Raw genomic sequence first — 25,474 nt, forward strand, 5'->3', positions numbered from 1 at the left:
GGTCTTTGGGTAAGTTCGTGCTTTCATCGTTTCATATTCAGGTCGATCAGATGCTAAGTCTATTTTGCCGAGTAAGCGATTTTTATTTAGTTCATCGATTTTTGTACCGGAAGTGTGCGTTAATTTGACCTTCCAGCATTTTTTTCTTATATTGTCCGCTTTTTAATGCCTGTTCTTTTTTCTTCATGTCTTTTAAAATTTCCGCTGTCTGCACACCATCTTCCCGTTTATTTGCGATATCCATTAAACGTTCTACATCAGAAAAAGAGTATTTCCGTGTGCCTCTTGTTGAGCGCTGGGGGTAGATGAGTTTCCGTTCCTCATAATATCGGATTTGCCTGACGGAAAGCCCTGTTAATTCACTGACAATCCCGATTGAAATGACTTTTTTATCTTTATAAGATACATCTTCCTGCGTCATATCCTCACCCCTACAAGTCTTTTCTTCATATTATATCGAAAAGTCAGTAAAAAAACCTAACGTTTGTTAGATAATATAACACAAAAATGAAAAAAGTGAAAAACAATGGAAGGAAAATTAACATATAACGTGCAAATCATGTCACGTGAACATATGATAATAAAAAGAAAAAATGAGGAGGAGGCGCACTTGATGGAGAAAACACAGATCATCCGTATGGCAAAAGAAATCATCGCATTAGATGTGAAGAGGGATGAACTGCTGGAGCAGTTCATGCAGGCTGCGGGTCAGAATGCACATGCTCTTCTTAGAGCCGTACAAAATGATTTGTATAAAAAGTCCTCATAAGCACCCGATCCATATCCATTGATAGGAGGGGAGATGTCGTGCGGCTAAAAGAAGCTTTAGCGAAAGAAAGACATTATTATACGAAGCAGCTTTGCTCACTTGGGGTGTATAGCCCTGATATGACCAAGAACATGACAATTAGTGACTTAAAAAAAGAGTATCATTTCTTTTTCAACAAAACAGACCGCTATCTTTAACATCCCTATCATGTGCACTGTCACATGAAGGGTTCTTTTTTTGCGTGTTTAATATTATAGCAATATTGAATTTTGTAGAAATTTGACGAATCAAATGTAAGAAAATATAGAGCCTTTACAGATTATGTTAAAATTTGTCGTAACTTGATGGTTTGCTGGAAAAGCTTTTTTTCGAGATGATTGTGAAAAATAAGAAGGATTTTAAAAGTTTATATCGAAATCTTATACATAACACGAATGGAGTCACTTATGTGGTTGAAAGGGTTTTCAAAAACGTACTTCTATTTTTTACGAAAGGCTCCAACTGCACCGCAAGAAAGCCTTGAAGTTAAAAAAATATTATAAGAGGTAGATATGTGATGAGACTATCGTTTAATGAAGAAGAAGTAGAACGTTCAATGACGCTTTACAAAGTTTTTGCAAGAGCATTTAAAAGCGTTTCCGAACACAGTATTAGAGACAGCAAGGAGCATGGATTCAATCCAACTGAATTTGCCGTTCTCGAATTACTGTATACGAGAGGTGCTCAAAAACTTCAGCAAATCGGCTCAAGACTCCTGCTTGTCAGCGGGAATGTTACGTACGTAATTGACAAGTTAGAACGAAATGGTTTCATTGAAAGAGAACAGGACCCAAAGGATAAACGGTCAGTTTATGCCCATTTAACGGATAAAGGGCGCAGTTATCTAGATAAAATTTATCCAATCCATTCTCTTCGAATTGCGCGGGCGTTTTCTGGTCTTTCGCGTGAAGAACAGGAGCAATTAATTAGTCTGCTGAAAAAAGCAGGTATTCACAGTCAGCATTTGTTATTTAGATAAAACGAAAAGGTGCCATGGTTGGCACCTTTTAGATTGTTGACAAAGGGCTAAAATGAACTTGATTTTAGCCCTTTGTCTTCTTTTCAGCCCAGCGTGATAGAAAACCTTTGCAGTCTAGGAAGGACGAGTACTGGCGCGGAGCGAATTTGTCATTCGTGAGCACCAGCACGCAGGACTGACAAAGAATGCGAGGGTTTGTCTACACGCTGAAAGGTGCCATGGTTGGCACCTTTTTTATGTATCCAGCTGATGAGCAGGATAGGCGATAAATTTTTCAATATCACTAGCTGGAAGTGGCTTGGCATAATAAAAGCCTTGTAGATCGTCACAGCCCTGCGCAGATAAAAGTTGCGCTTGTGCAAAAGTTTCAACACCTTCAGCAATGACTTCTAGAGATAGCTGGTGCCCCATTGCAATAATAGCCCCTGTGATTTGCTCAGACTTTGAATCGCTCAAAATATCCTCGATAAATGATTTATCAATTTTCAGGCGGTGAATCGGCAAATCCTTCAAATAGCTTAAAGAGCTGTGGCCTGTACCAAAATCATCAATACTAATACGGACGCCAAGATGTTTTAGAGATGTCAGTACCTGTTTTGACTGCTTGATGTTGTCCATTGTCATGCTTTCTGTCACTTCAAGCTCAAGAAGTGATGGTTGAAGGTCGTATTTTTTTAGCGTTAGTTTAATCAAATCAATTAAGTCTTCAGAGTTAAACTGCTTAGCAGATAAATTGACCGCTACAGGAATTTTCAATTGCTTGTCATACCACAATTTTGCCTGCTGACATGCCGTGTCAATGACCCACCTTCCAATATCGATGATCAGGCCGGATTCTTCAGCAAGTTCAATGAAAGCCTCGGGTGATTTTAGAGAACCGTCTGGTGCTTTCATTCTTAAAAGGGCTTCAACACCTGTCATCTGTCTTGTTTTGGCGCTGATTTGCGGCTGATAATGAAGCACAAACTGCTTTCTTTGAATGGCATCTCGTAGCTCCAGTTCGCGATTGAGTCTGTCCTCACTCAATCTCTCCATAGATTCAGTAAAGAATTCATAGCGGCTTTGTTTATGTTTCTTTGATAAATACATGGCCATATCTGCTTTTCTCATCAATTCCATACCATTCTTTCCGTTTTGCGGAGAGATGGCGATTCCAATACTAATGGATGTAATGAGCTGATGGTTTTGAATGAAAAAAGGACGTTCAAATTGGCGAATGATGTTTTTCAAAAGCTGTTCAATTTTATGTGTGTTATGCTCCATGTGAGGAAAGATCATTAAAAATTCATCCCCGCCAATTCTTGCAATAAAGCCATTGTCAGGCAAACATTTGGTTAGTCTGTTTGCGGCGGCTTTCAACAGCAGATCGCCTATGTTATGACCAAGGGCATCATTAATAATTTTAAACCGATTTAAATCAAGAAAAAGAACTGCCGTTGACGTTTTTGTCTCTTCTTGAGCGGATAAAACATCATTTAAATGATTAATTCCGTGACGACGGTTCGGAAGTTCAGTTAGTGCATCATAATGTGCCATCACATGAATTTCTTTTTCAGCAATCTTCTGCTGGGTTAAATCCTTAAAAACGAGATAAATGCTGTCAAGTGTATGGTTGACGTGTACGGGTATGTATGTAACATGATAATAATAAAAACGATCTGCTGCTTTCAGTTCTGCTTCACGCGTAATTGCTTTTTTTGATTGATAAATAAAGTCTTCCCACATCTCAGTCGGCATGACGTATTGACTCACATCATCACCAATCCAGGAATTGCACATTTTCAAAATGTGTTTGCCTGGGTCATTCGCAGATATCACTTTTCGATCAACAGATAACACGATAATCCCATCTATATTATGTTTGATCAGTGATTGGAACCGCTGTTCATTTTCTTTTAGCTGATCGGATTGTGACATAATCCGGTGATCAATATAGGCGCCGAAAATCATAAGTGATTGGACGATAAGCGTCATCAGGCCGATGAAAATGGACAGGCTAAATGGTGACATTTCAAGAGAACCACCCGCAGCGGCATGACCATCTGAATGAAAAAACATCGTCGAAGACGCCATGCCAGTGTAATGCATGCCCGCAACAGCACCGCCCATCATCAGTGCACCCGCTATTTTTAACAGCTGATCCTCCCGCCTTTTCTCAGAGCGATGGAGCCGGAAAAAAAGGTGTAATGAAAAGAATGAAGCGAGCGCACCAATAAAAAACGAAAGAAAAAAGAGAACAGGGTCATAGCTGATGGTGACATTCGCCATTGATTCCAATCCGAGGTAGTGCATGCTGCAAATAGCTGAGCCCATCGTGATCGAACTAATCAAAAGTCGTCTTGTAGAAAGTTGTTGCTGAATACATATTGAAAATGCAATGAAAGAACCGATAAAAGAGGCCAAAATCGATAAAATGAGTAAGGGTGTTTCATATGTGATACCAGAGCGTAGATGAAACGCCATCATGCCAATAAAATGCATTGACCATATTCCCATCCCCATGATCATCGCACCAATGATCAACCATACTCTTTTCTTTGCGCCACTCGACTGGATCACCCGGCTGGCTAATTGAAGAGCTGAGTAGGAGGCGACAGCGGCGACAGCGACTGACAGAAAGACAAGCCATCCGTTGTAGCTTCCTGTTAAATGTGTCATGTAAGAAAACCTCCTGTATCTAAAAAAACAGACATATACTTAATATATCGGATCAAGTGGCTCCTGTGTTCACTTTTCCTTTACTTAAAAAGGGCATTTAGCATTTTTTTTTGAACATTTTTTATAGTAAAATCAAATTTAATGTAAAAAAACGAAGAAAAGTGAATCATTTTTGGTTTTTTATTCGTTTAATAGGTGGCACGGTACGATTTGCAAGCATAGCCTGTCAAACTGATTATGTGTGAAAGGGATTGATAAACATCGAAGATTTTATTATTTCATTAGCTGATGCCTTTAAGAATTTGTCGTACTTCGGCATCTTTCTTGCATTATGCATTGAATTTGTTCCTGCTGAAGTGGTGTTGCCTCTTGCAGGTTACTGGGTTTCAAAAGGGGACATGGCCTTCATTGGTGTTGTGGCTGCCGGTTCTATTGGCGGTGTGGCAGGCCCCTTGACCTTGTACTGGTTAGGGCGTTATGGAGGGAGACCCTTTTTAAATAAATATGGGAAGTATTTCTTTGTGAAACCTGAGTCACTTGATAAATCGGATGCCTTTTTTGAAAAGCATGGCGGATTTGTTGCGTTTAGCGGCCGGTTTATTCCAGGGGTCAGAACTCTTATTTCCATTCCGTGCGGGATTGCGAAGATGAATGTGTGGGTTTTTTGCCTGTATACGTTTTTGGCGATTACGCCAATTACATTTGTATATGTGTATCTAGGATTTGTCCTTGGGGAGAACTGGCAAGAGGTTGGAACCATTTTAGAACCATATGTATTGCCGATTGGAATTGGTATGCTCTTATTGTTTGTTCTCTACGTGTGGCTGAAACGAAGAAAAAGAAAAACAGAAACACCAACGGCTTAATCAATGGGTGGAGATAAAAAGTCACCTGTTGACAATCCGGGGTCTGTTGATTATGATATAAGTAATCTAAATATTCTTAATCCCACCAAAGGGGAGTAGCGTCCGGTTTTTACCGGAAACAAAGTCGTCATTACATGGAACCTCATTCCATCGGCTTTGTTGGCATGATTTACATATCACATGTCTAGCAAGACCTTTGCCATTACAGGCAAAGGTCTTTTTTGCATTCATAAGCCTTTGTCTGTTGTGGGACAATAGATAAAAAATAAGGAGGAATGATGATGGATGCAGCAATTATTTTAGAGTACGGGTGGGTTCTTCTCGTATTGATTGGATTAGAAGGGATTTTAGCAGCTGATAATGCGCTGGTTATGGCTGTGATGGTCAAACACCTTCCTGAAAAACAGAGAAAAAAGGCATTGTTTTACGGACTTGCGGGAGCATTTGTCATGCGATTTGGTTCTCTTTTTCTTATTTCGTTTTTAGTAGATGTGTGGCAAGTTCAAGCCATTGGCGCAATTTATCTTCTATATATTTCGATTCACCATATTTTAAAATCGCACGTATTTAAGAAAAAGGAAGCAGACACAAACATGAAACAAAGCGGCTTTTGGGCAACCGTCGTGAAAGTTGAGCTTGCTGACATTGCATTTGCAGTAGATTCTATTTTAGCAGCTGTTGCATTAGCTGTGACTCTGCCAGCAACAAACCTTCCACAAATTGGCGGGCTTGATGGCGGTCAATTTATTGTCATTCTATTGGGCGGTATCATTGGTCTAGTGATCATGAGGTTTGCGGCGACTGTATTTGTGAAACTGCTTAAAACGAGACCAAGCCTAGAAACAGCAGCATTTGTCATTGTCGGATGGGTTGGCGTGAAGCTGACGCTCTATACACTTTCTCATCCAGCCATTGGGATCGTGTCCTCTCATTTCATTCATTCAACATTATGGAAAGTCATTTTCTGGACGGTTCTTCTCGCAATTGCAGCATTTGGTTGGTTTTTATCAAGTCCATCAAGAAAAGGCGGCCAGCAAAACGAGGAAAAACAAGAGATGCGGCTGGAAGAGTAGGTTTTTTGAAAGAAATATCATTTCATTTTCATAACACGTATATTACAAAAAAGGGGGGGAGACCCCCTTATTTCTTTGCTTTTAAACGAAACGTTGTAAAGTAGATAAAGAAATACATGTCACAATTGAGTAACAGGAAATGAATTCCTCATTTCTTCCTTTGCGCTTCCCTCATAAATTAGCTATCATAAATGAGTAATATAGGGAGAACTGAGGTGAAACCATTGCTTAGCCTTTTGTTTAAAAAGGGAAAGAAAAAGCAAACATTAGAGCAGTCGGCAATCAACATCCAACAGGGTGATACCGAGCTGCAAAATGCATTAATCGAGCAATACAAACCATTTGTCGCTAAGACGGTTTCATCCGTTTGTAAACGATATATAGATGAAAAAGATGATGAATTCAGCGTAGGCTTAATTGCCTTTAATGAAGCGATAGAAAAATACTCTGCCGAAAAAGGCAACTCACTCCTTGCATTTGCGGAGTTAATTATTAAAAGAAAAGTAATCGACTATATTCGAAAAGAAGCAAGAAACGCGCCAACGGTTCAAATGGACCTTCAAGAAAGTGAGAATGGCGAGTACTCGCAAAGCATGATTGAAGCAGAGCTTTCTGCAAATGAATATAGGCGTTTAATTGAACAAGAACATAGAAGAGAAGAGATTGAACATTTTAAAGAACGATTGAAAGTATATGGTCTTACGTTTCAAGAACTGCTTGAGCATTCACCAAAGCATGCGGATGCGAGACAAAATGCCATTAAAGTGGCCCATACACTCGTTAAGCACGATGAACTGAGAACCATTTTATTTCAGAAAAAACAATTGCCAGTCAAACAGCTGGAAAAGCTAGTGGAAGTCAGCCGCAAAACGATTGAGAGAAATAGAAAATATATTATTGCGATGGCGATCATTATGACAGGTGATTATGTGTATTTGAAAGATTACCTTAAAGGGGTGCTTAATTCATGAGAAGAGGCATTATAGTAGAGAAAAACAAAAAATATGTCACACTGCTGACCCCTGATGGACAATTTCTGCGGACAAAGTATGAACAGCAAGACTATGAAATCGGTCAAGAAGTGACGTTTCCGAATGAATCACGTCTCGAAAGAAAAAGAGCCGGTTTTTTTGACCTGCTTCGTTTACGTCCGTTAAATGCAGGAATTCTATCAATTGCAGCAATTATTGTCGTGATTTTCACTATGATGCCATCTTTCTCAAGTCAAAAAGCATATGCATATATGACGATTGACATTAACCCAAGCTTTGAGCTGAAACTCGATCACAATTATCAAGTGATCGGTGTCACTCCGCTGAATAAAGATGCGAAGCAAGTACTGGCCAGTATGAAAGATTTAGAAAAAAACGACATGACCAAAGTCGTGCAGGAAATCATCGATGATTGTGATAAAAAAGGATACGTGAACCACTCTAAAAGCATTTATATTTCAACTGTTTATGAAAACAAGCAGGATCATACATACAAAACAAACGTAAAAAGTAAAATCAGCACCATCTCGGGGGAATATCAAAAGCGCAATTATAAGCTGGAAACTGTGGAAGGTGACCTGGAAACAAGAGAAAAGGCACAAAAAGCAGGCATCTCAACAGGAACTTATATTAGAAATCAAGAAATGCAAGACAAAGAACAAGAGGACGTTAAAAAGGAAGAGGAAGATCCAGCAGATGACGAGGTTGTCAAAGAAGAAGAGCCGAAAAATGCTGATGAAGATCAAAAAGACGAAGACAAAAAAGAAGATATAAAGACAGACGGTAGCGATGAGATGCAGCCGGATAAAGAGGCTCCAGAAGGCGAAGACAAAGAGCAGAAGGAAGTTGAGAGGGAAGAGCAAGGAGCTGTTCAAAAGCCTCACCAAACAAGCCCTAATCATGAAAATAAAGAGAAAAAGGGAAAAGAAGAAAAGGACCGCCCTTTTGAAAAAGACAAAGAGCAAAAAAAAAATCACTCGACTGATCCTGATGAAAAAAGACATCCAAATGGCACATCACGTGGTGATGCTGAAAAGCATGTAAAAAAAAACGACAGTGGTCAGAATCGTCCGTACGTCGAACGTAACAGAAATGACGTCAAACAAAAAGGGGAAAATACACCGCCTTCATACCGTGAAAACCGGGATGAGCCTACATATGAACAGTAAAAAAACGCCAGAATAGATCCGGCGTATTTCACCATGTCTTTATTTAGTTGAATGGCCCATTTGAGATTGCGCCTGCTGTACGAGTCTTTTTGTCATCTCGCCGCCAACAGAACCGTTTGAACGTGCGACTGTATCTGAACCGAGAGTCACGCCAAATTCTTGAGCGATCTCGTATTTAAATTGATCTAATGCTTGTTCTACTCCAGGAACAAGAAGTTGATTTCGATTTGCCATCACAGATTCCTCCTTTCACCTCATGTTTGTTGCGCCTTCTTATTTTGAAAAAAACAGCCTGCAATTATGCTGGCAATTGCTGCACAAAAAAGCCGAGGTGATGAAGGTCACCTCGGGCTCTGTTTTAAGCCTTTTTCAGCTGAAGCGTATTAAACATCATTTCTTGCGCTGTGCTTTGCAAGTGAGAAGTGAAAACGGAGAAAACGGTAGAACTGATAATGCCTTTAATCAAGTGCCATTGCGGCTTCGTCAATTCTGTAAACTCTTCGTGGAGCTTGTCCGTCTGTTCTTCTGTCATTTCTCTTAAATTCGTTTCCTTTAATGGAAAATGTGTATGGTGATAAATAAAATCAAGGACGTGCGCATATGCTTCATAAAAACGGATGGGGCTGATAATATCATCCGTTCGATCTGTGATCGTATTAAATAAGGCAGATAAGATCATACGAATAGAATCAAAATCAAATACTGATTTTAAATCCCGGACAATTAATAAAATAACGACCTGATCAATGGAGTACTTCTTGCCAAGCTCTGGATGGCCGATCATATCTTTAATATCGCGCTTGATCCAGTTTTGAATGGCTGTCGATTTAAGAGAAGTCAGCTCACACAAGTTGCCAAGCTCAACGATTTCGTTCGTTGAAAGCCCGTGCTCTGATTTTTGCTTCCGCCGTTCGAGTTTTTCAAAAAACGAAGGGATTTTTAATTCATCATATTCATGTTCCTTATCGCTTTTTACAGATAAATTCAAAAGCTGAAGCGGAGTCAGATCTCCCTCGCCTTTTAGAGAATACAGAAGTCTCGTCATGTCAATTCTCGTTAATTTAAAAGTCACCATGTTCCACCTCATTTGTACGTCAAAAACGTGATTATTGATCTAATTCAACATCATAATCTCTTTTTAATGAAAATGCAAAATAAACTAAAATAGGGCAGCTGCGTCACAATTTGTTCACTTTTTAGCGGATGCAAGTAGCGTAATCATTGAAATGACGAGGTTTGAGCCAGTATGATAAACATAGAAAACGATTCCTTTTTCCTTGCAATTTGAGACGTTTATTTTTATAATTTTATTAATAAGTTCAAATGAACTTAATATGACAGCGGAGGTTATGTATGGGTAAAAGAATATTTCTGTTTATATTAACGAACATTCTTGTTATCACTACGATTGGTATTGTCCTATCGGTTATTAGTGCAGCAACTGGTGTTGGTTCTTATATAGGAGCAGACGGAAGACTTAATATCCTTTATCTTCTTGTATTCAGTGCAGTTGTTGGTTTTGTAGGCTCGTTTATGTCACTAGCGATGTCTCGCTGGATGGCAAAAATGATGATGGGTGTGCGTGTGTTAAATCCAGAAAAGGATTCTTTAACATATGATGAGCAGCAGCTTGTTGACCGCGTTCACAGACTATCAAGAGCAGCAGGCCTTTCTAAAATGCCTGAGGTCGGTATTTACCAATCATCTGAAGTAAATGCTTTTGCGACAGGTCCTTCTAAGAGTAGATCGCTTGTTGCCGTATCAACTGGATTGCTTCATGAAATGGATGATGCAGCAGTTGAAGGGGTTATCGCTCACGAAGTCGCTCACGTAGCGAACGGTGACATGGTTACAATGACGTTACTTCAAGGAATCGTCAACACGTTTGTTGTCTTCCTTTCAAGAATTGCGGCATGGATCGCAAGTCGTTTCGTTCCACGTGAAGAGCTTGTCCCAGTTGTTCACTTTATCGCTGTGATCGTCTTCCAAATTATTTTCTCTATCTTAGGAAGCCTTGTCGTGTTTGCATATTCTAGACATCGTGAATTCCATGCAGACCGCGGCGGTGCGGACCTTGCAGGAAAAGATAAAATGATTCATGCGCTTCGTTCACTAGAGGCGTATACATCAAGAATTAAAGATGATGATCAAGCAGCTGTTGCTACACTGAAAATCAGTGGTAAAAGAAAAGCTTCTCTTTTCTCAACACACCCTGATTTAAACGAAAGAATTAGAAGACTAGAAGCAAAATAAGAAAGATCAAAAGACATTCTGCGTAAGGATGTCTTTTTCTTTTTGATGAAAAAGTAAATAAAGCACAAAATACCTTTAAAATCTTCTCTCTTTTCATTAAAATGATAAAGTATTCGAAAAGAAAGATAAAAGAAGGAATAACCATGAATCCAATGAAAAAACTAATTGACCGGCTGTCGGCTTTTCAGCTGATTGCCCTTTACTATTTTCTTGCTGTGACCGTGTCGTTCATTCTACTCAGTCTGCCAGTGGCTCACCAAGAAGGAGTCAAATGGACATTTATTGATGCGCTATTTACAGCTGTGAGTGCTGTTAGTGTCACGGGTCTGACTGTTGTCGATACGTCACAAACATTTAGTGTGACCGGGATGTGGATCCTTGCATTTGTTTTGCAAATCGGTGGTATCGGCATTATGACACTTGGTACATTCGTCTGGCTGGTTATGCGAAAAAGGATCGGCATTAAAGAAAGAAAATTAATTATGGCAGACCAAAACCAGAGCAACTTATCAGGAATTGTGAAACTCATGAAGCAGGTCTTATATTTAATCTTGCTGATTGAGTTTGTAGGCGGTCTGATTTTAAGTATGTATTTTCTAAAGTATTACGATGTGCAAGGCGCTTTTTTACACGGGTTTTTCTCTAGTATCAGTGCAACAACCAATGGAGGCTTTGATATTACAGGGAATTCGTTAATTCCTTATAAAGATGACTATTTCGTACAATTTATCACGATGCTGCTCATCATTTTTGGCGCTATTGGCTTTCCAGTACTTGTCGAAGTAAAGGATTATTTATTCAATCAAGACCGAAAACATGCATCGTTTTCATTGTTTACGAAAATTACAACGATTACGTTTGGTCTCCTTGTTGTCGTTGGGGCAATTGGGATTTATGCACTTGAAGCCCGGTTTACTTTTCTAGGGAAGAGCTGGCATGAAATCTTGTTTTATTCTTTGTTTCAATCAACAGCCACCAGAAGTGGCGGGCTTTCGACATTAGATATTACGCAATTGACAGAGCCGACACTGTTATTTTTATGTTTGCTGATGTTTATCGGGGCATCTCCAAGCTCGGTAGGGGGCGGAATTCGGACAACCACGTTTGCCCTTAATTTACTTGCTTTGTTTCACTTTGCGAGAGGAAATAAGTCCATTAAAATCTTTAAAAGAGAGCTTCATCAAGCGGATATTAATAAATCCCTCATGGTGACGATGATGGCCTTTATTTTAGTGTTTGGCGCTACGTTTCTGTTAACTTTATCAGACCATCATACACTTCTTGAAACTTTATTTGAGGTTTGTTCTGCCTTTGGAACAACGGGACTGTCGCTCGGAATTACGTCTGACTTGTCGGTATTTGGTAAGTGTATTATTATGGTGGTCATGTTTATAGGACGGATTGGAATTCCAAGCTTCTTGTATTTAATTGGCCGCCGGGAAAGTGAAGCGAATTATCATTATCCGAAAGAGCGTGTGATCATCGGCTAACCAGCATTCCTACTGAATGCTGGTTTCAGCGTGTAGACAAACCCTCGCATTCGTTGTCAAATCTGTGCTCCGGTGCTCACGAATGTCAAATTCGCTCTGCTCCGGTGCTCGACTTTCCTAGACTGCAAAGGTTTTCTATCACGCTGAAAAGAAGACAAAGAGTTAAAATAACGATCATTTTAACTCTTTGTCGACAATCAGACCAGCATTCCTACTGAATGCTGGTTTTTTTATTTCCATTATATAACTGGCTAAATCACAAAGGATGTTCGCAATCTATAGGTAAGAGGTGAAAGAGACGTGCTGGATGTGTTATGGAAAGCAATTGTAATGCTGCTCGTTGGTACTTTGCTGCTGAGAATAGCAGGGCCTAAATCCATTAGTCAATTAACGGTTCAACAGACAGTCATCATGATTTCAATTGGATCGATTATTATCCAACCCTTTATTGAGCATAATTTACTTGAAACCATTTATGCGGCCGCCATTTTTATTGTGGCGCTTGTGATTATGGAAAAGCTGTCGATTCAATTTGATTTTTTTGAAAAATTGGTTTCAGGGAAGTCTGTGGTGATTTTAGAGGATGGAGAAATGCTTGATCACAAGCTGAAAAAAACGCGGTTGACAAGGGACCAATTCAAAATGCGCTTAAAGCAGCAGGGTATCACAGACATCAGCAGTCTCAAAAAAGCAACGCTAGAAGCGAATGGGCAAATTGGATATGAGTTAAAGCCTGAGGAAAAACCAGTGACAGTCAAACAAATGAAAGAGCTGTTTGATCAATTGAGCGAAGAACTAAACCATGTTAAAAAGGAATGATGACAGATGAAAAGAAAAACAGCAAAAAATGAAGCACACACGAATAATATGACGCCTACAGAAAGCATGGCACACGATCAAGGACAAACACAATTTGACGAGCAATCAGAAGACCGCCAGGCGAACCGAAATTCTCATCAAGGGAAACAGGGGGGAGCGTCTCGTGACTAAAAAACATGTGAAAAGTAAAGATATGAAAGACCATAAAAAACCGATGAACCCCGATATCTTGCAAGAGGAATTTGGCAGCGAGCTGGGAGATATAAACAGCAGTAAATGGATTGATACCTTAATGAAGCCTAAAAAAAACGATGAATGTCATACTGAACAGAAAAACAAAAAATAAATAGAAAAAAACGATCCTGAGAGATCGTTTTTTCTATTTAATATAACTGTTTTGTCTGCCAGTAATGGTTCTCATCAGGCTGGTCATTTTGAGCTCGATGACTGGTTGTGCAACAGTTTTAACAAATGTACTAGATAGGGTAAAGGTTAAGAGGACCGTAAGCAGCAATAGAATCAATACACTTGCCGTATTTAGAGCCCAATCATCAAACCAAGTCGTTCTTAAAAGCTTAATCACAAAGCCATGAAGTAAATAGACATATAACGTTCTTGTGCCCCATTTGGTAAAGAAGAACCGGCGTGTAGGGACTAATGCAAAGAAACTAAAGGTAGCAGCAAATGCAAGTAAATACCATACCATTCGTTTCATAGCTGCAATGAGTCCTTCATCTCCAAGAGAAGCGTAAGACTGTGACCCAAATAAAAAGGAATAATCGAATTCATAAAAATAGCAAAACATGAACACGGCCATCAGTACAAGAAGTGCAGTCAGTTTCCCTTTGCTTGTTCGGATAAATTCAAAGTGCTGCTTTTTTAAATAAAAGCCAGCTAAAAACATCGGCAAAAAGACAAATGTACGAGATAGGCTGAGTGTATCGCTAATGCTGTCCACGTAACCGACAAGTAACGCCATCGATAAACTGACGATCATTGCCCAGTGGAATGGCAGTTTTGAAAAAGGAATAAGTAGTAAGTTCCAAAAGAATAAACTGATTAAAAACCATAAAGACCATTGCGGATCAATCGGATTTAAGTTAGAGATGCTTTGATCCTGTAAGAAATAATAATACACAGAATAGATGACCTGAAAAATCAAATATGGGATGATCAGCTTAACAGCGACTTTTTTCATAAAACCTGGTTTTCTAAAACCTTTGGCAAAGAAGCCAGACACCAATATAAAAGCGGGCATATGGAATGTATAAATAAATTTATATAAGTAGAGTATCCAGTCATTATCATGTATGAATGACCGTAACAAATGACCAAAAACAACTAGAAAAATCAGAAGAAATTTTGCATTATCAAAATAACTGTCTCTCGTGGATGTCATAACATCACCTTTCCTGCTTCATTTCGAACATAAACGTTCTAAGTGCACTGTTCCCTCATTTGCCCCATTTTAAAATACAAATTGGCTCATTTCGCTATTTGATGTGAAATTGTAGAGCGGTTGTAAAAGAAGCGTAAGAAAAGAGAATCGTTATACAATCGTGTCATCCAAATGAAACAAATGAAGCAAGCCTCGTGTAAAAAGTTCTCTTTTTTTATGAGTCGAATGAAGGAACAATGAAAATCTTGTAGAAATATTGTAGAGGAATGAGGCTGGAAAAGGAGTGTAAGAGAATGACTGAAACGCTCGATGGTGCGAAAAATATCAGAAAATTAGAAAAAGAAAACGAATATTTGCGAAATGAATTGATACAGCACAAAATGCTGTTAAATAAGACGTTAGATGCCATTTTTATATTTGATCAGCACCTCAACATTATCCAAGCCAATGAAGCGACATGCAGGCTTGTCCAAACACCGAAAGAAGACCTCCTCAATAAATCCGTTCTAGATTTCCTATACGGCATTCCGAAAAACAAAATTGACTGCTCACTTGAGATTTTTTTTCGAAAAGGAACTTTAAAAAGAGAGATCTCCATTCAACTTGAAAATGGAGAGACAAAATATATTGAATTTGCAGCAGAGCACGACGTGGTGAATCAACAATATATTGTCGTCATGCGTGATATTTCTTCAAAGAAAATATTAGAGCGAGAACGCTCGATGAATGAGCAGCTGTTTAAAGATTTATTTGATCGAGCGATTGACGGTATGGTCATTTTTGATCAGGATGGTTGTATGATTGACGCCAATCACTCTTTTTGCCAGAGCTTTGAACTTCAAAAAACAGATTTAACAGACCGCTACTTAAATGAATTTGTTGAAGAAGAAAATCTTCCAGCGCTCCAGCAGCTCTTAACTTCATTGAAAGAAACAGGGAAAGCAAAGGGAGAACTTCCTGTTACCCTTCAATCTGGGCAGCACAAATTATTCGAACTGACCATCACATCCAATGTGATGAGTGGTTTTTACATGTCCATCATGCGTGATATTACAGAAAAAAGATTAATGGAAGAAAAGCTGCTAAAAAGTGAAGAACGTTTTAGAGAAATATTCGAAAATGCGATGGATGCCATCATCATTTGGGCGGATGATGGAGAAATTGTCAGGGCAAATGAATCAGCCTGCCGAATTTTCGAATTACCGATGCATCAGCTGATTGGCAAGAAACTCATGGATTTTCTAGTCAAATCTGATCGCAGATACCGGCCGACAAGAAGACGGTATATAAGGAATCTTGAAATCAGAGAAGAACTCCTCTTTAGAATGGCGAATGGCCAATTCAAAGAGCTTGAGTTCACCTCTAAGCATGCGGTATTAGAAGGACAGCACTTAACCATTTTACGGAATGTCAGTGACAGAAAGCGAATGGAAGAGGAGCTGCGAGAAAGTGAGCTCAAATTCCGTAAAGTATTTAATGGCTCTATGGATGGCATTGTTCTTTTCGATAATCAATACCGGATTATTGATGTGAATCCTTCCGCAAGTGAACTGCTTGGCCTCAAAGATGATCACTTAACGGAAATGAACCTTTTTCATATCCTTGCACCATATCAAATTGAAAATTTGGCGCAGCCAGCTCAGGCGATGTCATTAGATGAGATGGACAATGAAGTTCCATTTGTGCTGAACCATCCAGATCAACGTATTTTGGAGTTTTCTTTTAAACGAAATATTATTCATAACATGAATTTGGCCATCTTTAGAGATGTGACTGAGCGCAAGGAATTAGAGGAGCGGGTAAGAAAATCGGATACGCTTCATGTTGTCGGAGAGCTTGCCGCTGGAATTGCCCATGAAATTAGAAATCCAATGACGGCTTTAAAAGGCTTCATTCAGCTGCTCAAAGGAAACATTGAAGGGGAGTATTCGCTCTATTTTAATGTCATCACATCAGAGCTAAAAAGAATCGAATCCATCATTACAGAATTTCTGATTTTAGCAAAACCGCAGGCCATCATCTATGAAGAAAAAAATGTCGTGCAAATTGTCAAAGACACGATGGATCTTCTTCACGCACAGGCCAATCTTGGCAATGTACAAATGCATTTAGATGTGCTCGATGATATTCCGCTCATCTACTGTGAACAAAATCAATTGAAGCAAGTCTTTATTAACATTTTAAAAAATGCGATTGAAGTAATGCCTCAGAAAGGAAATGTATATGTGAGCATTCAAAGGAAGGGCGAGGAGCACATTGTGATTTCTCTTCGTGATGAAGGCTGCGGAATGACAGAGGATAAACTAAAGCGTCTCGGAGAACCATTTTATACAACAAAAGAAAGAGGCACTGGACTTGGGTTAATGGTTAGTTATAAAATTATTGAAGAGCATCAAGGAACCATTGAAGTAGAGAGTGAAGAAGGGGTCGGAACAGTGTTCCATCTCACGCTTCCACTCCGGCAGCAGAAACAAGAAGGGGAGCTTTAATGTGTATTATACAGTCTATACCGCACCAATCGGGGCATTATACATACTAGAGAAAGATGGTGCCATCATTGAAGTGAAGTTTGATGATGAATCGTTTTTGGTCAAAAAACAGAGAGACCGTTTTAAACAAGAAGAAACGCCTGTATTAAAAGAAGCGAAAAAACAGCTGGATGAATATTTTAAGGGCGATCGGAAAGTGTTCGATCTCCCGCTTAAGCAAGCAGGCTCTCCGTTTCAAGAGCAAGTGTGGGAGGCACTTTCTACTATTCCGTATGGTGAATCAAAAAGCTATGCTGATATTGCAGAAGCGATCGGCAATCCAAAGGCTGTCAGAGCCATTGGACAAGCTAATAGACGCAATGCATTGCCTATTTTTATCCCGTGTCACCGGGTCATTGGAAAAGACAGGACTCTGACTGGTTATGCAGGGACGAAGACAGGGATGAAAGCGATCCTGTTAGAATTAGAAGGCATCCCATTTGTTCAAAAATAAATGAATTGACCTGTTCCAAATGTTTAGCGAGCGACATATCCTTTTATTAAGCTAAAAAAGTTGGTCTAGGGAAAAAGGAGGCTGCTAACATGTTATGGGGCAAAAAAGATAAAATGTACGCCGTCACATCACTATTTGTCAAAATGAACGTGTTGACAGAAGAGCAGAAAAAAGAAATATTAGCAAAAACGAACGAAACAAAAAAGCGCGGTGCTCTTAAATGATAAGAACCCCGCGCTTTTGTTTGATTAAAGTGACACGCTTTCGGTGAATAGTGCATCAATCTCTTCTGTATAGTTGGAAGTGATAATGCCTTTTTCTGTAATGATTCCGGAAATGAGGTGATGAGGAGTGACATCAAAGGCAGGGTTAAATACCTGCACGTCAGGAGGCGCAATTTGGATGCCGTTTAATTCCTTTACTTCCTGCGGGTCGCGTTCTTCAATCGGAATATCTGACCCATCCTGAGTTGACACATCAAAGGTCGAAAGAGGCGCTGCCACAAAAAATGGAATTTGAAAGTGTTTAGCTAAAATAGCCAGACTTAACGTTCCAATTTTATTTGCTGTATCACCGTTTCTAGCGATTCGATCTGCACCAACAATAACGGCAGAAATTTGTTTTTCTTTCATCGTATGGGCTGCCATATTATCCGTGATAAGCGTCACATCTACGCCGCCCTGCATCAATTCCCATGTCGTCAGACGAGCGCCTTGAAGGACAGGACGTGTTTCACATGCGTAAATGTGAAGATCGAGGTTTTTCTTTTTCGCTAAATAAAAGGGTGCAAGCGCTGTTCCGTACCGGCTTGTGGCAATGGAGCCTGCGTTGCAAATGGTCATAATTCGATCACCAGATTTAAAGAGCTGAAGAGCATTTTGACCGATTTGCCGGCATGTTTCTTCATCTTCGATTTGAATTTGAATGGCTTCATGGACAAGATCAGTTTTGGCTGCATTCACCGAAGCAGCACGCTGAGTGCGCTGATAAAGCCGGTCTAATGCCCAGGCAAGATTCACAGCGGTTGGACGAGCACTGTTTAAATATTCTTTCAGGCGAGCGACTTCTCGCTTAAAGATATCAATGTCTTCTGTATCAATCTCTTGTGCACTGAGTGCAAGCCCAAAAGCCGCTGTAATGCCAATAGCAGGTGCTCCGCGCACTTTTAGCGTCACAATGGCATCATACACATCTTCTTTTGTATATAAATGCTCAAACACGGTTTCAGCGGGTAATTTTTGCTGATTCAAAATGTTGATACGGTTTTCTTCCCATTCGACGGAACGGGGAACTTCAAATTCTTTAGACAAAACTCGTCACTCCTTTACAGTTTGCTGGAATAATGCGACGAGGTCAGACGCTGTTTCCACTGCATGATATTGTTTGATCAATGTTTTTCCTAGTGTAAGTGCTGCTTTTTTCTGCTGAAGCCTTCTAGAATGTGATGGAATCGCATCGAGATCAGCCGCATGCGCAAGACCGATGGTTCGGCGAACAAGCTCACAGCCAGCAAAGCCGGTGGCTTCTTTTAAAATACGGTCAAACGTTGTTTCTAAAAAGCTGTCCGATACACTAAACGCTTCAATACTGTCTTCTTTCCATGCTTTTGTGAACACTTCTTTGAATGTTGCCCACACATTGACTACATGATCAAAAAGGTGCTGCTGATCCTGCTCATTCTCATGAGATAAAGCATTGATGAACAGATTGGCAATAAAGTGACCGATATCGAATCCGAAAGGACCGTAAAAAGCGAACTCTGGATCAATGATTTTCGTTTCCGTTTCGTTTGCAAAAATACTGCCTGTATGAAGATCTCCATGTACCAGTGTTTCAGCAGAGGTTAAGAAGATCCGTTTCAATTCTGCTGCTTTTGCTTGCAGTTCAAGATCAGCCCATAGTGCTTGTGCCTCTTCTCTTAATTCCTCTTCGAAGTCATTCGTTTCGCTGTCAAAGAAAGGATCTGTGAAGACGAGTTTCTCTGTAATGTCACAAAGATCAGGGTTCGTAAACTGCTTCACGAATTGTTTTTTGATTTTAGGATTTGTGGCAAAGTCAGACGTGTAAAATAGTGTTTTGCCTAAAAATTCTCCGACATGATCTGATAAATACGGATAATGTTTTCCGGCAATTAGCCCTTTTCTGACGATTTCAAGGTGTGATAGATCCTCCATTGCCGTCACTGCAAGAGCTGTATCCGAATAATAGACGGCTGGTACGAGATGTGGTGCATACTCTGATTGCTTGATGAGTGCTGCACTTTCAATTCTTGCGCGGTCTAATGTCAGCGGCCAGCTTTCTCCAACGACTTTTGCATAAGGAAGAGCCTGCTTGATAATCAGTCCTTTTGCTTGTTTGTGATCATAAATATGAAAGACGTAATTTAAATTTCCGTCGCCAATTTCAGTACAGGTCAAATGACTGCTCTCTTGAATCAATCCAAGTCTAATGGCTAATGCAACTGCCGAACTCTCTGTTAATTCTTCATATGATGCCGTAAGTGTAACCAATTGCTTCCCCTCCAAATCATATAAAAAAGCCTCTTTCTCCTGAGAGAAAGAGGCTTGATGGCGTGTATGCTCGAAGCCTCTCTTATCTCTCAGCACATACGTCTGATGGAATTAGCACCGTGCCCTATAAGACAATGAATTGTCTTGGCGCTGTTCTTGCTGCGCCCCACTTCACAGTGGTATTAACGGTCGGTTGCTGTTGGGGTCAAAAGGCCAAATCCCTCGCCCAACTCTCGATAAGAGAAATCAATATGTAATTGTTTCATGTCTGCTTGCATTTCTTAATTCTAGATATTATCAGAGCTGCAGTTCACATGTCAATCTTTTTTCAAAATTGCTTTACAATTCATAAAACAATCCATTACAGTGATTGTATTGTCACGTAACTTGAATAGAAGGTGAAAAAATGGAATTCCAGCAATCAGATGTATTGAAACATTTACCGAAACAATTTTTTGCGTCGCTTGTTCAAAAAGTGCAGAAAAAAATGCAGGAAGGGGCAGATGTGATTAATTTAGGTCAAGGAAATCCTGATCAGCCCACTCCTCCACATATTGTGAAAGCGATGCAGGAAGCGGTAGCAAAACCTGAAAATCATCAATACTCCTCATTCCGCGGGACAGCGAAACTAAAAAAGGCCGCAGCTGCTTTTTATGAAAGAGAATATGGCGTCACGCTTGACCCAAAGACAGAGATTGCCATCTTATTTGGAGGAAAAGCGGGACTAGTCGAATTGCCGCAATGTTTACTGAATCCAGGTGATACGCTGCTTGTTCCAGACCCAGGATATCCTGATTACTGGTCAGGCGCTGTGCTTGCCGGAGCTCATATGGTCACAATGCCTCTTCTTGAACAAAATGATTTTTTGCCTGACTACCACCAACTGTCAGAAGAGGATAAGAATCAAGCAAAATTGATGTACTTAAATTACCCAAATAATCCGACTGGTGCGACTGCAACCCGGACATTTTTTGAAGATACTGTTGCGTTTGCGAGTGAAAATAATATGTGTGTAGTCCATGATTTTGCATATGGTGGCATAGGATTTGACGGCGAAAAGCCCCTCAGTTTCCTGCAAATAGACGGAGCAAAAGAGACAGGTATTGAAATATATACATTGTCCAAAACGTATAATATGGCTGGCTGGAGAGTCGGTTTTGCAGCAGGGAATGCCTCTGTAATCGAAGCCATTGAGCTTTATCAGGATCACCTGTTTGTGTCACTGTTTAAAGCAACTCAAGATGCAGCAGCAGAAGCACTTTTAAGCGATCAAACGTGCGTCCAAGTACAAAATGATCGGTACGAAAATAGACGAAACACTTGGATTGCTGCATGCAAAGAGATTGGCTGGGACGTCAGTGCGCCAAAGGGCTCGTTTTTTGCTTGGTTAAAGGTGCCTGAAGGGTATACATCTGAAACTTTTTCTGATGTATTATTAGAAAAAGCACATGTTGTTGTGGCACCGGGGAATGGCTTTGGTGCTCACGGTGAAGGCTACGTCAGAGTCGGTCTTTTAACAAGTGAGGAGCGGCTAAAGGAAGCCGCTGATCGTATCGCTGCCTTGCAGTTATTTGAAAAAAAGCCATTGACAACGTAAAAAAATGGTGCGATAATTCAGGCAATATTTAAGAAAATTGAATATTCTTATCAAGAGTAGGCAGAGGGACTAGCCCAATGAAGCCCGGCAACCGACTTCCATGAAGCACGGTGCTAATTCTTGCAGCAAGCGCTGAGAGATAAGATTCGGATGAATGAGACGAAACCTCTTTAACGCGCTGATCAAGCACTTAAAGAGGTTTTTTTATTGACCACATACAGGACGCAATCGAAAGGGGATTCCTAGTGAGTGAACTACTGGCAACATACATATTAACACATCGAGAGGATGAACAAATAGACCGAAAAGCAGAGCAGATCGCACTTGGGTTAACGGTCGGGTCATGGACGGACTTGCCGCAACTCAAAAAGGAGCAGCTGAAAAAACATAAAGGCCGTGTGATGAGCGTAAAAGAACAGTCTCCCGCAAATGGTGGTCTGTATCAATCAGAGGTGACCATTGCTTATCCTGAGGCGAACTTTTCAGCTGATATACCAGCGGTGTTGACGACGATTTTTGGTAAACTTTCACTGGATGGGAAAGTAAAGCTCGTCGATATCGAATTTTCGGAAAGGTTTAAACGCTGTCTGCCAGGACCGGTATTTGGCATAGAGGGGATACGAAAGAAAGTAGGCGTGTTTGATCGGCCGCTATTGATGAGTATATTTAAAGGCGTGATCGGCCGTGATATGGAGGATTTAAAAGAACAGCTCCGTTTACAGGCTTTAGGTGGAGTAGACTTCATCAAAGATGATGAGATTTTATTTGAAAGCCCATTAGCCCCTTTTGAAGATCGAATCAAGGAAGGAAAAAAGATATTAAAAGAAACATATGAAGAGACAGGACATCGCACGCTTTATGCTGTTAATTTAACTGGTAGAACTTTTGATTTGAAAGATAGAGCAAGAAAGGCAGCCGAACTCGGGGCTGATGCGCTTTTATTCAACGTTTTTGCCTATGGACTTGATGTCATGCAAAGCTTGGCTGAAGATCCAGAGATCCCATTGCCGATCATGGCACATCCAGCAGTGAGTGGTGCAATGACATCATCTCCAGACTATGGATTCTCGCATTCTCTTCTTTTAGGCAAATTAAATCGATATGCTGGCGCTGATTTAAGTCTTTTTCCATCTCCTTATGGATCAGTCGCCCTTCCGAAAAAAGATGCCATTGGCATTTTCGAAGCATGTGTGAGAGAGGATACAGTTCAACAAACATTTCCTGTCCCTTCAGCAGGCATTCACCCGGGAATGGTGCCGATCTTAATCAAAGATTTTGGACTTGATCATGTCATTAATGCAGGCGGGGGAATTCACGGACATCCGCGGGGAGCAATTGGAGGAGGGAAAGCCTTTCGTTCGATCATTGATGCGGTGGTCAAAAAAGAGTCTATTGAAGAAAAAGCATCAACTTGTCAAGACTTACAAGCAGCACTTGATCTTTGGGGAAGGGTAGCAGAATAAATGAAAAAACCAATTGTATGTTGTGATTTTGATGGCACGATTACGAAAAATGATAATATCATTCGCATCATGAAGCAGTTTGCTCCAAAAGAATGGACGAAATGGAAGGATGGTGTTCTAGCAAAAGAGATCACGATCCAAGAAGGCGTCGGACAGATGTTTCAGTTACTGACGAGTGATCAGAAAGAAGCCATTCGGTCATTTATTTTAGAGGATACAGAGATTCGTGAAGGGTTTGAACAGTTTGTCGAGGATGTCAAAAAAGCAAACATTCCTTTCTATGTGCTCAGCGGCGGTATGGACTTTTTTGTCTATCCCATCCTGGAAGGGATTGTCGAACAAGAGAATATTTATTGTAACCATGCATCATTTAAAGAAGACCATATTCAAATTGAATGGCCGCATACCTGTGATTCAGAATGCCAAAATGGCTGTGGCTGCTGCAAGCCTTCCATTATTCGAGAGCTGACGCAGGAAGATGACTTTATTATCATGATTGGTGATTCAGTGACTGATATTGAGGCAGCGAAACATGCGGATCTCACGTTTGCGCGTGACTATTTACTGAACGAATGTAAAGAGCTAGGGCTCGTACATAAAGAGTATGAAACATTTGTTGATCTAAAAGCGCAATTTGATCAAATAAAGGAAGTGAAGGAATGGCAGACGAGAAGAGTAAACGCTGGAAGGAACTAGCAGACGTCAAACGTGAATTGGCACAGAGAGACTGGTTTTACGGAACGAGCGGCAATTTATCGATAAAAGTGTCGGATGATCCCATCACGTTTTTGGTGACGGCAAGCGGCAAAGATAAAAGAAAAGAAACCGACGAAGATTTTGTTCTTGTTGATGCAGAAGGTCAGCCGGTTCATCCGAATCAGCCGCTCAGGCCATCAGCTGAAACACTGCTTCACACATACGTTTATGAGCGGACGAAAGCAGGATGTTGTCTTCACGTCCACACGATCGATAACAATGTCATTTCTGAGCTGTATGGCGATAAAGGAGAAATTCGTTTTAAAGGCAACGAAATCATCAAAGCGCTTGGTTATTGGGAAGAGGATGCAGAAGTCACTGTTCCTATTATTGAAAACCCAGCTCATATTCCGCACCTTGCAGAACAATTTGCAGTGCACCTGACGGACGATGCTGGTGCTGTACTCATTCGTAATCATGGCATCACCGTTTGGGGGAAAACCGCATTTGAAGCCAAACGAGTCTTAGAGGCTTATGAATTTTTATTTACCTATCATTTGAAAGTAGCGCTTTATCAAAAGCAGCTTGTTAAATAAAAAGGAGGAAAAACACATGGCGACCATTTACATTCATAATGAAGAGAACACGTTACTTGAGAACGAGCAAGAGGTCCGGGCGTATTTAGAACAGCAAGGGGTCATTTATGAACATTGGGATATTGAAAAACTACCAAAACAGTTATCAGAAAAGTACGATTTAACAGATGATGAAAAGGAAGAAATTTTAACTGTATTTCAAGAGGAAATAAAGAGTATTTCCGAGCGAAGAGGATACAAAGCGCAGGATGTGATTTCATTATCAGATGCGACCCCTAACCTTGATGAACTGCTTCAAAACTTTAAACGTGAGCATCATCATACGGATGATGAAGTCAGATTTATCGTAAGCGGTCATGGAATTTTTGCCATTCAAGGCAAAGATGGTGTCTTTTTTGATGTGAGACTGAATCCAGGAGATTTAATTTCTGTGCCCCCGAATATTCGTCACTACTTTACACTTCAAGAAGATCGTCAAGTCGTCGCAGTTCGCATATTTGTCACAACTGAGGGCTGGGTGCCAATTTACGAAGAAGAAACGGTTTAATAGTGGGAGCTGATCATTTCGCATGAGGCGGAAGATCAGCTTTTTTTTAGGAAAATAGACATAAAATGAGAGAGAAAATAGTTGATTTTGGTCTTCTGCATAGGATAAAATTCTGTTTAATCAATGTGTCAGTCCTGTCCAATTTTGAAGTTTACCCCCAGAATTCATTGGGTAAAAGGTCTTTAGGCTGTAAAAAATTAAATAAAATAAGCATATTTAATTTAATTTACAAATAAAGTATAATTTTGGTGTCGGATCATTTAGAGCGTAGACAGACGAATTCATAGCGGGAGCTGAGATCATGAATATTTATGTACGGAAAGAACAGCTATTAATGTCAATTGATGAAAAGAGAAGACAAATGGTAGAAGCTGCTCAAGTAGAAGGCTATACAGGTGAGACGACAATTAAATATAGTCAAGAACTGGACAACCTGATGAATGAGTATCAGTATCTTCTTTTTCATGAACAACAATCTGTTGCTTCCTTTCATGATCTTGTATCACAAATGAGTCTCCTTTCTGTCAATCGTCCTTCTTATTGACATCAAAAAACCGGTCTTGCCATTAGCAAAACC

The 25,474-nt window shown here is 40.1% G+C and carries 28 protein-coding genes and 3 riboswitches; of the genes, 21 read left to right on the forward strand and 7 right to left on the reverse strand.

The window, feature by feature from the left end; translation table 11 throughout:
* Positions 1-91: 91 nt before the first annotated feature.
* Complete coding sequence (locus NST15_RS06450) at positions 92-421, reverse strand: MerR family transcriptional regulator (RefSeq protein ID WP_007498778.1); 330 nt, start codon at positions 419-421, stop codon at positions 92-94.
* A gap of 192 nt (positions 422-613) precedes the next feature.
* On the opposite strand from NST15_RS06450, the gene NST15_RS06455 reads away from it, so the two are divergent.
* The 3 genes from NST15_RS06455 (at position 614) to NST15_RS06465 (ending at position 1,787) form a co-directional block, all read left to right on the forward strand.
* Positions 614-769, forward strand: a complete 156-nt coding sequence (locus NST15_RS06455; protein WP_008346151.1) for a hypothetical protein — start codon at positions 614-616, stop codon at positions 767-769.
* Between the two features lie 38 nt (positions 770-807).
* Entirely contained in the window at positions 808-966 is a 159-nt protein-coding gene (locus tag NST15_RS06460; RefSeq protein WP_035700511.1) for a hypothetical protein, read from the forward strand.
* 356 nt (positions 967-1,322) lie between these two features.
* On the forward strand, positions 1,323-1,787 hold the full coding sequence (locus NST15_RS06465) for a MarR family transcriptional regulator (protein ID WP_088004396.1): 465 nt from the start codon (positions 1,323-1,325) through the stop codon (positions 1,785-1,787).
* Positions 1,788-2,021: 234 nt separating this feature from the next.
* Here NST15_RS06465 and NST15_RS06470 read toward each other — a convergent pair whose 3' ends face one another.
* The gene (locus NST15_RS06470; RefSeq protein ID WP_342498951.1) at positions 2,022-4,445 is read right to left on the reverse strand and encodes an EAL domain-containing protein; all 2,424 of its coding nucleotides are present in this window, start codon (positions 4,443-4,445) and stop codon (positions 2,022-2,024) included.
* Positions 4,446-4,696: 251 nt separating this feature from the next.
* On the opposite strand from NST15_RS06470, the gene NST15_RS06475 reads away from it, so the two are divergent.
* From NST15_RS06475 to NST15_RS06490, 4 genes are all read left to right on the forward strand, one after another.
* The gene (locus NST15_RS06475) at positions 4,697-5,311 is read left to right on the forward strand and encodes a DedA family protein (RefSeq protein ID WP_007498772.1); all 615 of its coding nucleotides are present in this window, start codon (positions 4,697-4,699) and stop codon (positions 5,309-5,311) included.
* 78 nt (positions 5,312-5,389) lie between these two features.
* Positions 5,390-5,496: riboswitch (yybP-ykoY riboswitch) on the forward strand.
* Positions 5,497-5,592: 96 nt separating this feature from the next.
* Positions 5,593-6,384 carry a TerC family protein gene (locus NST15_RS06480; protein ID WP_046527615.1) on the forward strand — a complete coding sequence of 264 codons (792 nt, stop codon included), beginning with the start codon at positions 5,593-5,595 and terminating at the stop codon, positions 6,382-6,384.
* A gap of 215 nt (positions 6,385-6,599) precedes the next feature.
* Entirely contained in the window at positions 6,600-7,355 is a 756-nt protein-coding gene (gene sigI / locus NST15_RS06485; RefSeq protein WP_008346139.1) for an RNA polymerase sigma factor SigI, read from the forward strand.
* On the forward strand, positions 7,352-8,545 hold the full coding sequence (locus NST15_RS06490) for an anti-sigma factor domain-containing protein (protein WP_342498952.1): 1,194 nt from the start codon (positions 7,352-7,354) through the stop codon (positions 8,543-8,545). Before sigI ends, NST15_RS06490 begins: the two co-directional genes overlap by 4 nt.
* Before the next feature lie 39 nt (positions 8,546-8,584).
* Here the strand turns inward: NST15_RS06490 and NST15_RS06495 are convergent, their stop codons facing one another.
* Positions 8,585-8,779 (reverse strand): alpha/beta-type small acid-soluble spore protein, encoded by a 195-nt coding sequence (locus tag NST15_RS06495; RefSeq protein WP_017367112.1) that lies wholly within the window; start codon positions 8,777-8,779, stop codon positions 8,585-8,587.
* 124 nt (positions 8,780-8,903) lie between these two features.
* Positions 8,904-9,620, reverse strand: a complete 717-nt coding sequence (locus tag NST15_RS06500; RefSeq protein WP_236810407.1) for a DUF1836 domain-containing protein — start codon at positions 9,618-9,620, stop codon at positions 8,904-8,906.
* 278 nt (positions 9,621-9,898) lie between these two features.
* Between NST15_RS06500 and htpX the strand changes: the two genes are divergently transcribed.
* The 5 genes from htpX to NST15_RS06525 all read left to right on the forward strand — a co-directional run bounded on the left by htpX (position 9,899) and on the right by NST15_RS06525 (position 13,453).
* Entirely contained in the window at positions 9,899-10,798 is a 900-nt protein-coding gene (gene htpX, locus NST15_RS06505; protein WP_282833562.1) for a protease HtpX, read from the forward strand.
* 143 nt (positions 10,799-10,941) lie between these two features.
* Entirely contained in the window at positions 10,942-12,288 is a 1,347-nt protein-coding gene (locus NST15_RS06510; protein ID WP_007498761.1) for a TrkH family potassium uptake protein, read from the forward strand.
* 300 nt (positions 12,289-12,588) lie between these two features.
* Positions 12,589-13,107, forward strand: coding sequence for a YetF domain-containing protein (locus NST15_RS06515; RefSeq protein WP_057079627.1), 519 nt, complete (start codon positions 12,589-12,591; stop codon positions 13,105-13,107).
* A gap of 6 nt (positions 13,108-13,113) precedes the next feature.
* Positions 13,114-13,278: a hypothetical protein gene (locus NST15_RS06520; protein WP_164071262.1), complete on the forward strand. Its 165-nt coding sequence runs from the start codon at positions 13,114-13,116 to the stop codon at positions 13,276-13,278.
* Positions 13,271-13,453, forward strand: coding sequence for a hypothetical protein (locus NST15_RS06525; protein ID WP_017359457.1), 183 nt, complete (start codon positions 13,271-13,273; stop codon positions 13,451-13,453). The genes NST15_RS06520 and NST15_RS06525 overlap by 8 nt, the downstream gene beginning before the upstream one ends.
* Positions 13,454-13,486: 33 nt before the next feature.
* Here the strand turns inward: NST15_RS06525 and NST15_RS06530 are convergent, their stop codons facing one another.
* Positions 13,487-14,506: an acyltransferase family protein gene (locus tag NST15_RS06530; protein WP_017367116.1), complete on the reverse strand. Its 1,020-nt coding sequence runs from the start codon at positions 14,504-14,506 to the stop codon at positions 13,487-13,489.
* Between the two features lie 293 nt (positions 14,507-14,799).
* Between NST15_RS06530 and NST15_RS06535 the strand changes: the two genes are divergently transcribed.
* The 3 genes from NST15_RS06535 to NST15_RS06545 all read left to right on the forward strand — a co-directional run bounded on the left by NST15_RS06535 (position 14,800) and on the right by NST15_RS06545 (position 17,712).
* Positions 14,800-16,995, forward strand: a complete 2,196-nt coding sequence (locus tag NST15_RS06535) for a PAS domain-containing sensor histidine kinase (RefSeq protein ID WP_008346118.1) — start codon at positions 14,800-14,802, stop codon at positions 16,993-16,995.
* 1 nt (position 16,996) lies between these two features.
* Positions 16,997-17,488, forward strand: a complete 492-nt coding sequence (locus NST15_RS06540) for a methylated-DNA--[protein]-cysteine S-methyltransferase (protein ID WP_008346117.1) — start codon at positions 16,997-16,999, stop codon at positions 17,486-17,488.
* Between the two features lie 89 nt (positions 17,489-17,577).
* Complete coding sequence (locus tag NST15_RS06545) at positions 17,578-17,712, forward strand: hypothetical protein (RefSeq protein WP_008346115.1); 135 nt, start codon at positions 17,578-17,580, stop codon at positions 17,710-17,712.
* A 24-nt stretch (positions 17,713-17,736) separates the two neighbouring features.
* On the opposite strand, the gene mtnA is transcribed toward NST15_RS06545, so the two are convergent.
* Both mtnA and mtnK read right to left on the reverse strand, forming a co-directional pair.
* Positions 17,737-18,798 carry an S-methyl-5-thioribose-1-phosphate isomerase gene (gene mtnA, locus NST15_RS06550; protein ID WP_216099285.1) on the reverse strand — a complete coding sequence of 354 codons (1,062 nt, stop codon included), beginning with the start codon at positions 18,796-18,798 and terminating at the stop codon, positions 17,737-17,739.
* A 6-nt stretch (positions 18,799-18,804) separates the two neighbouring features.
* The gene (mtnK, locus tag NST15_RS06555) at positions 18,805-19,998 is read right to left on the reverse strand and encodes an S-methyl-5-thioribose kinase (protein WP_039956298.1); all 1,194 of its coding nucleotides are present in this window, start codon (positions 19,996-19,998) and stop codon (positions 18,805-18,807) included.
* Positions 19,999-20,077: 79 nt separating this feature from the next.
* Positions 20,078-20,241, reverse strand: a riboswitch (SAM riboswitch).
* A 163-nt stretch (positions 20,242-20,404) separates the two neighbouring features.
* Between mtnK and NST15_RS06560 the strand changes: the two genes are divergently transcribed.
* From NST15_RS06560 to NST15_RS06585, 6 genes are all read left to right on the forward strand, one after another.
* Positions 20,405-21,595: a pyridoxal phosphate-dependent aminotransferase gene (locus NST15_RS06560; protein WP_008346111.1), complete on the forward strand. Its 1,191-nt coding sequence runs from the start codon at positions 20,405-20,407 to the stop codon at positions 21,593-21,595.
* A 44-nt stretch (positions 21,596-21,639) separates the two neighbouring features.
* A riboswitch (SAM riboswitch) is annotated at positions 21,640-21,741 on the forward strand.
* A 99-nt stretch (positions 21,742-21,840) separates the two neighbouring features.
* Entirely contained in the window at positions 21,841-23,058 is a 1,218-nt protein-coding gene (gene mtnW, locus NST15_RS06565; RefSeq protein ID WP_008346108.1) for a 2,3-diketo-5-methylthiopentyl-1-phosphate enolase, read from the forward strand.
* Complete coding sequence (locus NST15_RS06570) at positions 23,059-23,754, forward strand: 2-hydroxy-3-keto-5-methylthiopentenyl-1-phosphate phosphatase (protein ID WP_008346107.1); 696 nt, start codon at positions 23,059-23,061, stop codon at positions 23,752-23,754. It abuts the gene before it with no gap.
* Positions 23,718-24,350: a methylthioribulose 1-phosphate dehydratase gene (locus NST15_RS06575; protein WP_008346105.1), complete on the forward strand. Its 633-nt coding sequence runs from the start codon at positions 23,718-23,720 to the stop codon at positions 24,348-24,350. The genes NST15_RS06570 and NST15_RS06575 overlap by 37 nt, the downstream gene beginning before the upstream one ends.
* Positions 24,351-24,366: 16 nt before the next feature.
* Positions 24,367-24,897 carry a cupin domain-containing protein gene (locus NST15_RS06580; protein ID WP_008346104.1) on the forward strand — a complete coding sequence of 177 codons (531 nt, stop codon included), beginning with the start codon at positions 24,367-24,369 and terminating at the stop codon, positions 24,895-24,897.
* Between the two features lie 301 nt (positions 24,898-25,198).
* A complete protein-coding gene (locus NST15_RS06585; protein WP_008346101.1) occupies positions 25,199-25,441 on the forward strand; it encodes an aspartyl-phosphate phosphatase Spo0E family protein in 243 nt (80 codons plus the stop codon).
* Positions 25,442-25,474: the final 33 nt, after the last annotated feature.

This window comes from Bacillus sp. FSL R5-0820 (genome assembly GCF_038593385.1).
Classification (GTDB): domain Bacteria; phylum Bacillota; class Bacilli; order Bacillales; family Bacillaceae; genus Bacillus; species Bacillus altitudinis.

Excerpts from the sequence above, each read along its gene's own strand:
- NST15_RS06450 (WP_007498778.1), bottom strand. The coding sequence starts at position 421 with ATGACGCAGGAAGATGTATCTTATAAAGATAAAAAAGTCATTTCAATC.
- NST15_RS06455 (WP_008346151.1), top strand. The coding sequence starts at position 614 with ATGGAGAAAACACAGATCATCCGTATGGCAAAAGAAATCATCGCATTA.
- NST15_RS06470 (WP_342498951.1), bottom strand. The coding sequence starts at position 4,445 with ATGACACATTTAACAGGAAGCTACAACGGATGGCTTGTCTTTCTGTCA.
- NST15_RS06480 (WP_046527615.1), top strand. The coding sequence starts at position 5,593 with ATGGATGCAGCAATTATTTTAGAGTACGGGTGGGTTCTTCTCGTATTG.
- NST15_RS06490 (WP_342498952.1), top strand. The coding sequence starts at position 7,352 with ATGAGAAGAGGCATTATAGTAGAGAAAAACAAAAAATATGTCACACTG.
- NST15_RS06495 (WP_017367112.1), bottom strand. The coding sequence starts at position 8,779 with ATGGCAAATCGAAATCAACTTCTTGTTCCTGGAGTAGAACAAGCATTA.
- NST15_RS06500 (WP_236810407.1), bottom strand. The coding sequence starts at position 9,620 with ATGGTGACTTTTAAATTAACGAGAATTGACATGACGAGACTTCTGTAT.
- htpX (WP_282833562.1), top strand. The coding sequence starts at position 9,899 with ATGGGTAAAAGAATATTTCTGTTTATATTAACGAACATTCTTGTTATC.
- NST15_RS06510 (WP_007498761.1), top strand. The coding sequence starts at position 10,942 with ATGAATCCAATGAAAAAACTAATTGACCGGCTGTCGGCTTTTCAGCTG.
- NST15_RS06520 (WP_164071262.1), top strand. The coding sequence starts at position 13,114 with ATGAAAAGAAAAACAGCAAAAAATGAAGCACACACGAATAATATGACG.
- NST15_RS06530 (WP_017367116.1), bottom strand. The coding sequence starts at position 14,506 with ATGACATCCACGAGAGACAGTTATTTTGATAATGCAAAATTTCTTCTG.
- NST15_RS06535 (WP_008346118.1), top strand. The coding sequence starts at position 14,800 with ATGACTGAAACGCTCGATGGTGCGAAAAATATCAGAAAATTAGAAAAA.
- NST15_RS06545 (WP_008346115.1), top strand. The coding sequence starts at position 17,578 with ATGTTATGGGGCAAAAAAGATAAAATGTACGCCGTCACATCACTATTT.
- NST15_RS06560 (WP_008346111.1), top strand. The coding sequence starts at position 20,405 with ATGGAATTCCAGCAATCAGATGTATTGAAACATTTACCGAAACAATTT.
- NST15_RS06570 (WP_008346107.1), top strand. The coding sequence starts at position 23,059 with ATGAAAAAACCAATTGTATGTTGTGATTTTGATGGCACGATTACGAAA.
- NST15_RS06575 (WP_008346105.1), top strand. The coding sequence starts at position 23,718 with ATGGCAGACGAGAAGAGTAAACGCTGGAAGGAACTAGCAGACGTCAAA.
- NST15_RS06580 (WP_008346104.1), top strand. The coding sequence starts at position 24,367 with ATGGCGACCATTTACATTCATAATGAAGAGAACACGTTACTTGAGAAC.
- NST15_RS06585 (WP_008346101.1), top strand. The coding sequence starts at position 25,199 with ATGAATATTTATGTACGGAAAGAACAGCTATTAATGTCAATTGATGAA.